This window comes from Methylovulum psychrotolerans (genome assembly GCF_002923755.1).
Classification (GTDB): domain Bacteria; phylum Pseudomonadota; class Gammaproteobacteria; order Methylococcales; family Methylomonadaceae; genus Methylovulum; species Methylovulum psychrotolerans.
Genome location: NZ_PGFZ01000004.1, coordinates 73424 through 80279, shown reverse-complemented (window position 1 = coordinate 80279; position 6856 = coordinate 73424). Strand labels below are relative to the sequence as shown.

9 protein-coding genes are annotated in these 6856 nt (G+C 50.8%); 7 read left to right on the top strand and 2 right to left on the bottom strand.

Features of this window, described 5'->3' with window-relative positions:
• The coding region (locus tag AADEFJLK_RS10520) for a hypothetical protein (RefSeq protein WP_170065097.1) at positions 1-443 on the top strand (443 nt) is incomplete at its 5' end.
• 3 nt (positions 444-446) lie between these two features.
• Here the strand turns inward: AADEFJLK_RS10520 and AADEFJLK_RS23925 are convergent.
• The gene (locus AADEFJLK_RS23925) at positions 447-749 is read right to left on the bottom strand and encodes a hypothetical protein (RefSeq protein ID WP_146054557.1); all 303 of its coding nucleotides are present in this window, start codon (positions 747-749) and stop codon (positions 447-449) included.
• A gap of 176 nt (positions 750-925) precedes the next feature.
• Between AADEFJLK_RS23925 and AADEFJLK_RS10510 the strand changes: the two genes are divergently transcribed.
• From AADEFJLK_RS10510 to AADEFJLK_RS10500, 3 genes are all read left to right on the top strand, one after another.
• Positions 926-1123: a hypothetical protein gene (locus AADEFJLK_RS10510; RefSeq protein WP_211299191.1), complete on the top strand. Its 198-nt coding sequence runs from the start codon at positions 926-928 to the stop codon at positions 1121-1123.
• 77 nt (positions 1124-1200) lie between these two features.
• Complete coding sequence (locus tag AADEFJLK_RS10505; protein ID WP_103974231.1) at positions 1201-1533, top strand: type II toxin-antitoxin system RelE/ParE family toxin; 333 nt, start codon at positions 1201-1203, stop codon at positions 1531-1533.
• A complete protein-coding gene (locus tag AADEFJLK_RS10500; RefSeq protein ID WP_103974230.1) occupies positions 1520-1807 on the top strand; it encodes a helix-turn-helix domain-containing protein in 288 nt (95 codons plus the stop codon). The genes AADEFJLK_RS10505 and AADEFJLK_RS10500 overlap by 14 nt, the downstream gene beginning before the upstream one ends.
• Before the next feature lie 33 nt (positions 1808-1840).
• On the opposite strand, the gene yjjJ is transcribed toward AADEFJLK_RS10500, so the two are convergent.
• Positions 1841-3184, bottom strand: coding sequence for a type II toxin-antitoxin system HipA family toxin YjjJ (gene yjjJ / locus AADEFJLK_RS10495; RefSeq protein WP_103974229.1), 1344 nt, complete (start codon positions 3182-3184; stop codon positions 1841-1843).
• A 267-nt stretch (positions 3185-3451) separates the two neighbouring features.
• Between yjjJ and AADEFJLK_RS10490 the strand changes: the two genes are divergently transcribed.
• The 3 genes from AADEFJLK_RS10490 (at position 3452) to AADEFJLK_RS10480 (ending at position 6851) form a co-directional block, all read left to right on the top strand.
• The gene (locus tag AADEFJLK_RS10490) at positions 3452-4030 is read left to right on the top strand and encodes a TetR/AcrR family transcriptional regulator (RefSeq protein WP_146054556.1); all 579 of its coding nucleotides are present in this window, start codon (positions 3452-3454) and stop codon (positions 4028-4030) included.
• 141 nt (positions 4031-4171) lie between these two features.
• On the top strand, positions 4172-5722 hold the full coding sequence (locus tag AADEFJLK_RS10485; RefSeq protein ID WP_103974227.1) for an efflux transporter outer membrane subunit: 1551 nt from the start codon (positions 4172-4174) through the stop codon (positions 5720-5722).
• Between the two features lies 1 nt (position 5723).
• Complete coding sequence (locus AADEFJLK_RS10480) at positions 5724-6851, top strand: efflux RND transporter periplasmic adaptor subunit (RefSeq protein ID WP_088619009.1); 1128 nt, start codon at positions 5724-5726, stop codon at positions 6849-6851.
• The last annotated feature ends 5 nt before the right edge of the window (positions 6852-6856 follow it).

Sequence of the window (6856 nt, the reverse complement as noted above, 5' to 3'; positions counted from 1 at the left end):
GAACGTCAATAGAGGTAAACCACAGCAACAATTTATTTGAAGATATTACTAGCTTTTTAGGCATTAATGATGAAGAGTCGAGTGATATAGGGTCATTTTTGATTATAATGAAACCATTGAGAAGAAGAAACATAAAACCCGCAGTTCAGAAATTGATTGATACCACAAACGAAAATGGCATAGAAAAACTTATCATAAAGGCCAAAGACGAAATTAGTGGACACATGATTGATCTGTATCTTAGTGAAAAAGGTGCCATAAGTGACAATATAACAACAAGAGATGAGTCGTTAATTTATGAACAACTTATCACTAAGGCTAAAGAAAATGCTAATCTTTTTGATAAAGTAAAGGAGTTTACCGATGATGGAGAACTCAAGAAAAATAACATTACAGATATTAATACCTTTTGTGACTCTGCTGCCTGGGCCAATTTTATATGAGATTTACTCATTAATCTGCGACAAAAACATAAGTTTTGCATTTGGACTATTTGGGCAACGCGTTAACATATCAATTGTCACTGCAACATTTGCTTTTACGATGCTCGGATTTTTGGCTGCAATAATAACGGTTCTTTTCGCGCTTGGTACTAGCGGAGCTTTTAAAGCATATAAAAGACGAGGATATCTTGATGTTTTTTTTGGGGTATACTTTTTCGCTGTAATTAGTTTATTTGCAACATTTATTCTTTCTATACTAAATTTTTCACATTTAGAAAACCCGTTGATTTTTCGCCTTACCATCATGGCATTGATTGATAATATTGTTCAACTTATATTAATTACATTTATAATAATTGTTTTGACAAAAAAAGCGCACAACGAGCAATAGCGATGCTCCTTAGTAGATTAAAAGGTTTTGAAATATTTGCAACCGACTCCTGAACAATCTTATCGGGTGATTTTAATCGGCAATGTGGAACATGGACATCGAAAAAATAGCACAGGCGATTGAAGCCGACGCAAGCATGGCCTTGGATGACATCCGGCAGGGGCTAGCTGAAATGCAGGCAGGTATAGGCAGGGTAACAACGGCTGAACAACTTTTAGTACGCTCAGTCCATGCCAAAACAGGTTTGTCGCAACGCGTGGCGAACCCCATCGAACCATGTGCAGATTAACCATTCAGCACCTACATACGGTAGTATTAGCAAACGGGTGATGATCTGGAATTAACAAATATGTTAATATATTCGCCATGGACTACACCATTGATTTTTACAACACCCGCGTTGAAGATGACATTTTGGCGTTGCCACCAGCCTTATTGGCCCGCTATTTCAATCTTGCCGACCGCATGATAGTTTATGGCGCAAATCTTGGCGAACCCCATTCTAAGGCATTGGGAAATGGGCTTTTTGAACTGAGGATAAAAGGTGTAGAGGGCATTGCCCGTGTGTTTTACTGTACTTTGGTTAACCGCCGTATTGTAATGTTGCATAGCTTTGTTAAAAAGACCCAAAAAACCCCAGTCCATGAGTTGCGGATTGCGGAAAGCCGTTTGAAGGAAATTAAAAATGCGTACTTATGAAGAACTAAAAGCACTTGCCCTCTCTAACCCCGACGTTAAAGCCGAATACGACCGTATCGAACGCGAAGAAATGCCTATGCTGGATACCATTTTGGCAGCCCGCAAAGAAGCAGGGCTAACGCAGGCACAAGTAGCTGAACGCATGGGTACAAAAGCCGCCGCTGTGGCACGGTTGGAAGCCGCTTTAGTTTCAGGCAAGCATTCGCCCAGCATCGCCACTTTACGCAAATATGCAAAAGCCTTGGGTAAGCAATTGGACGTTAGGCTGGTGTAGCCAACAAAGGCAGATATACCCGAAAAAAGGGCATCATTCCAAACGCTTAATTTTAACACTAGCCCCCTCTATGTGGCCTTCCAGTGCGGCTATACACACTTCAAAGCGGCGGCTAAACCCAGATGCCTGCCTAACCCGCGCCAAAAACAAACGCGCCAACCCTTCTGCATACCGCCAAGTTTCGTTGGGTACGCTGCCATGAAGGTGCGCATCGGGTAAGGTATCAGGCAGACCGCCGCCTGTGCGCGGGGCGAAAGCCATCGGGGTCATATCATAAGCGGGGGCAATGCCATAAGGCCGACCGTGTTCGGCGATAAACGATAAATTGCCGTTGTGCATATCCGAGTTACCGATCAATGTGCCAAATGCCCATAAGATAGCCGCGCCCTCGACGGCTTTGGCGTTGATTTGCCGCGCATTAGCCAGGACACGCGCAATATCCGGCCAACTGCCGATACCTAAGCCAGCAAACGCCGCATCAAGCGCTGTCAACGAATGTAACGCACACCGTCCAAGCCTGCCGATGCGGTCAAAACGCACCACTTCAAGAAAGCGCTGGCCGCCGTGATCGATGATTTGGGTTTTGGCGGCAGCAATGCCCGCGTCGCGCAATACCTCAAGCGCAAGGTGTTCGGCCAGCAACAGATCACGCCAACGCTCGCTGACGGGGCTAGCTTCCAATTCGCTAAATTTCACAATAACATGCCGCGCCCCTTCGGCAGTCTCAGTATAGGCGGTAAATTTTGGCTGTTCGCCCCCGGCGGATGACCCGGGTGTCTCACCACGCGCCGCTTCAAGTGCCGCCAGGGCATAAGCTTCGGCCTTTCGGCTCACTGCAATCGGCTCAGGAATAGGCGTGGTAAGAAAACGGACCCTTGCCTTTTCCCCTAGCAGGATATTGCCTATATTGTCATGCCCATGCACCAACAACGCCCGCAAAATAGGCGTATCTGTCCACGCTTTCAGCCGCTCCGGCAACCCCAATTCCGCGCCATACCGGGCAATATAAGCCCTGCCCAAATAGCCTTGTGGCCGCATGTCGTACAACCACCACGGCAGTCCGTCGCTGTGCAGGGCGATGCCATCCTCTTGGCGCATGACAAACCCCTCTGGCCGAACCGGAATCAACACGCCCAATTGCCGGATAGCACCTTCTGTATTAACCCGGTAAATAGGCATATCGGGTAAGCCGCGAGTGTTATCGCGTAGCGTGTAGTGAATGGATCGCCCCGCGCCAAACCGCACTATATCGCCACCCAACTCAGCCACCGCCCGCGACATTGTCGGCTGGCTCACACCGAGTTTCCCCCGCAATTGCGCCGCTGGCATAGGGCCTGAGGCGAGTTGTGTACGGATATGCTCAGCGTGAAGCGTCATTGGGCGAATGAATTGATGAATGGATTAGTGAATAGATAGTATAGGCCTATCACCCCGATTTTTACAAAAGTCAAACACCGCCCTTACACCATCATCCGCCACAGCTACCAACCAATACCCAGCACAGCAGCTTACAGGCCGAAGCTTTTGTTTTGGCAAACTACCCGCGCCCACCCCTCTCCAACAAAAAACCCAAAAATAATAATTCCCCCAACTAAAATTTAATGCTACTATCTTTACCGAACGTTCGTTAGGATTAATAAAAAAGTGACTTCCAAAGAAAAAATATTAAATGCGGCCATTATCTTGTTCGCGGAAAAAGGCTATACCGGGTTGTCGATGCGGCAATTGGCTTGTGCGGTGGATATGAGCGTCGCGGCGATTTACCACCATTTCCCTGATAAAAACGCCTTATATCTGGCGGCGACCCATTATGCGTTTGCAGGCAAGGAATCGGTTTTTGCGCAAGTGTGGGCGGCGGAGTGTACGCCAGCGGAACGGCTGCAACGTCTCATCTTGGCCATCATCACCGTAATGTCTATGGATAACGACTTTTGCCGCTTGGTACAGCGGGAAATTATGGAGGCCGACACCGAACGGATGCAATTTCTGGCGCAAAGTGTCTTTAAAAACCAGTTTGACCGCTTACTACAACTGGTGCAGGAACTGGCGCCGCAACAGGATGCTTATCTGGTGGCGACTTCCATCATTGGTTTGGTAAAAATCCATGTTGACCATCGGCCCTTAAACAGGCATTTTCCTGGCTGGCAATCCGATTATGAACAACCTAAAATAATCGCTAGCCATATCGGCAACTTACTGCTTAATGGCTTAACCCCACGATAATCCGCACCGCCCAATAATACTAGCACGACCCGCTGCGGGCTTGCCATCCGCAGCCGATTCAGCCCACATTTCAACCTAACTTACCTTAAAACCCGCTGGCCCGCTTCGGCACCGCTAAATTACCCAAGGGGAACACATTACATGGCTTTTACACTACGGAACCCTCCCGCCAGTACCGCCCGGCTTGGCTTCCGCCTAGGGCTGATCGCTAGCCTGATGGCGGTGTCCAGCTGCACTATGGGGCCGGACTTTACCTCACCCGCTGCACCGGATGTCAAAACCTACAGCCCGCACGGCGAAACCGAACAGGCTGTCCACGCGCTGGCCTTCGGCAAACAAATGCCCGGCAAATGGTGGACATTGTTCCATTCTAAGCCGCTGACGGCCTTAATTGAGCAGGCTATCAAGCATAACCCTGACTTACAGTCGGCCTACGCCACCTTGGTGCAGGCCCGTGAGAACGCCATATCCCAACAAAGCTCGTTATGGCCCGCGCTGGACGCGACAGGGTACGCGACCCGCCAACAAGTGTCTGGGGCGCAATATGGTAGCCCTAGCCGGGGCAGTTCGGTGTTTAACTTGTTCAACACCTCAATCGGGGTGTCTTATACGTTAGACGCATTCGGGTCTATCCGGCGGCAAATCGAAGGCATGGACGCGCAAGCCGAATACCAACGCTTCCAACTGGAAGGCGCGTTTCTGACTATCGCCTCGAATATCGTCACCACTGCCGTACTGGAAGCGTCGCTACGCGCCCAAATCACGGCGACCCAAGCCATGATGACCGATCAGGCCGAGCAACTGGCTGTACTGCAACAGCAGTTTGACTTAGGCGGCATCGCCAAGACTGCCGTGTTGGCGCAACAATCTTTGCTGGAGCAAACCAAAACGACCTTGCCGCCTTTGCAACAGCAATTGGCACAAGCGCGTAACCGCCTAAAAGTCTTGGTCGGCACTTATCCCAGCACCGACTTGGCGGCACAGTTTAAGTTGGACGAACTGCAACTGCCAGATAGCTTGCCGCTGAGCCTGCCTTCGCAACTGGTGCGGCAACGCCCCGACATCCGCGCCCAAGAAGCCTTGCTACACGCCGCCAGTGCGCAAATTGGCGTGGTTATCGCCAGTGTCTTCCCTAACTTTACCCTTAAGGCCAATGTCTCGACCATCGCCACCGAAGCGGGCAATTTGTTCGCACCGGGTAGTGATATTTGGAATATGACCGCCAACTTGGCGCAACCGATTTTCCATGGCGGGCAACTGACCCACCAACGCTTAGTCGCCAAAGCCGCTTATCAGCAGGTCGCCGAACAATACCGCAGCACGGTTTTAAAAGCTTTTGAAAATGTCGCCGATAGCTTAAGCGCCCTGCGCTACGATGCCGATGCCCTGCAAGCCCAAGATGCCGCGCTTAAGGCCGCTAATGACAGTTTGGAACTGACCCGCAGCCAATTCCGGCTCGGCGCCATCAGTTATGTGGATTTATTGACCGCACAACACGACTATCAGCAAGCCCGCTTAGGCCAAATTAAGGCGAAAGCCAGCCAAATTTCCGACACGGCGGCGCTGTTTCTGGCGTTAGGGGGCGGCTGGTGGCAACGCGATTTGCCGGCCACGCTGCAAGACAACCAGCCCAAACCCAAGAAAGCCGGGTCCTTACTTGAACAATTCGAACAATTTCGCAAAGGAAAATAATATGTTTAAGCGTATGCTCATTATGCTCATCACCGTCGGTGTCGTGCTGGGGGGAGTGTTTGGTTTTATCGAGTTCAAAGGGCGCATGATAAAGCAATACATGGCCTCGCAAGGTGAACCGCCCCAAACCGTCTCCACCATTACCGCCAGCTATCAGGATTGGCTACCCAAACGGGAAGCCGTGGCAAGCTTACGCGCCGCGCAAGGGGTTGAGATCAGCTCGGAAGTCGCCGGATCAGTCAGCGCCATCCATTTTAAACAAGGCGATAACGTTGCCGCCAATACGCCATTGCTGCAACTGCGTGCCGATGACGAAATCGCCAAGCTCAATTCGCTAAACGCCACCGCCGAATTAGCGCGGATCACCTTCCGGCGTTCCGAGGCGCAATTTAACGCCAAAGCCATTAGCCAGCAGACTGTCGACATTGACCGCGCCAACCTCAACGTCGCTTTGGCGAATGTCGCTGTGCAACAGGCCTTAATCGACAAAAAAACCCTCCGCGCCCCTTTTAGCGGCCAATTAGGTATCCGTACCATTGATGCCGGACAGTTCTTGGCCGCAGGCACCGCCATTACTACCTTGCAAAATTTGGACATCCTGTATGCCGATTTTTATTTGCCCCAGCAAGATTTGGCGGTGCTAAAAACGGGCCAAGCTGTCCATCTGCAAACCGATGCCTATCCGGGCGAGCAGTTTGGCGGCGAAATCAGCGTCATCGACCCAAAAGTGGACAGCAACTCGCGTAACGTTCTGGTCCGGGCAACGTTTAAAAACCCCAACCACCGCTTGTTGCCGGGCATGTATGCGAAAGTCCAAGTGGTTGTAGGTACGCCCCAGCCCTTCATTACCGTGCCGCGCACCGCCATCAGCTTTAACACCTTTGGCGCGACCGTCTTTGTGGTCGACGAGCAAAAAGATGACAAAGGCCAGCCTAAACGCAGTGCCCGCCAAGCCCTGGTTACCACAGGCGCAAGCCGGGGCGACCAAATCAGCGTTGCCAAAGGCCTTAACGCGGGCGAGACCGTGGTCACGTCTGGACAAATCAAGCTGCATAACGGCAGCACCGTCCTGATTGACAACAGCCAACAGCCCAGCAACGACCCCGCCCCTCAACCCATAGACCAATAAACCGC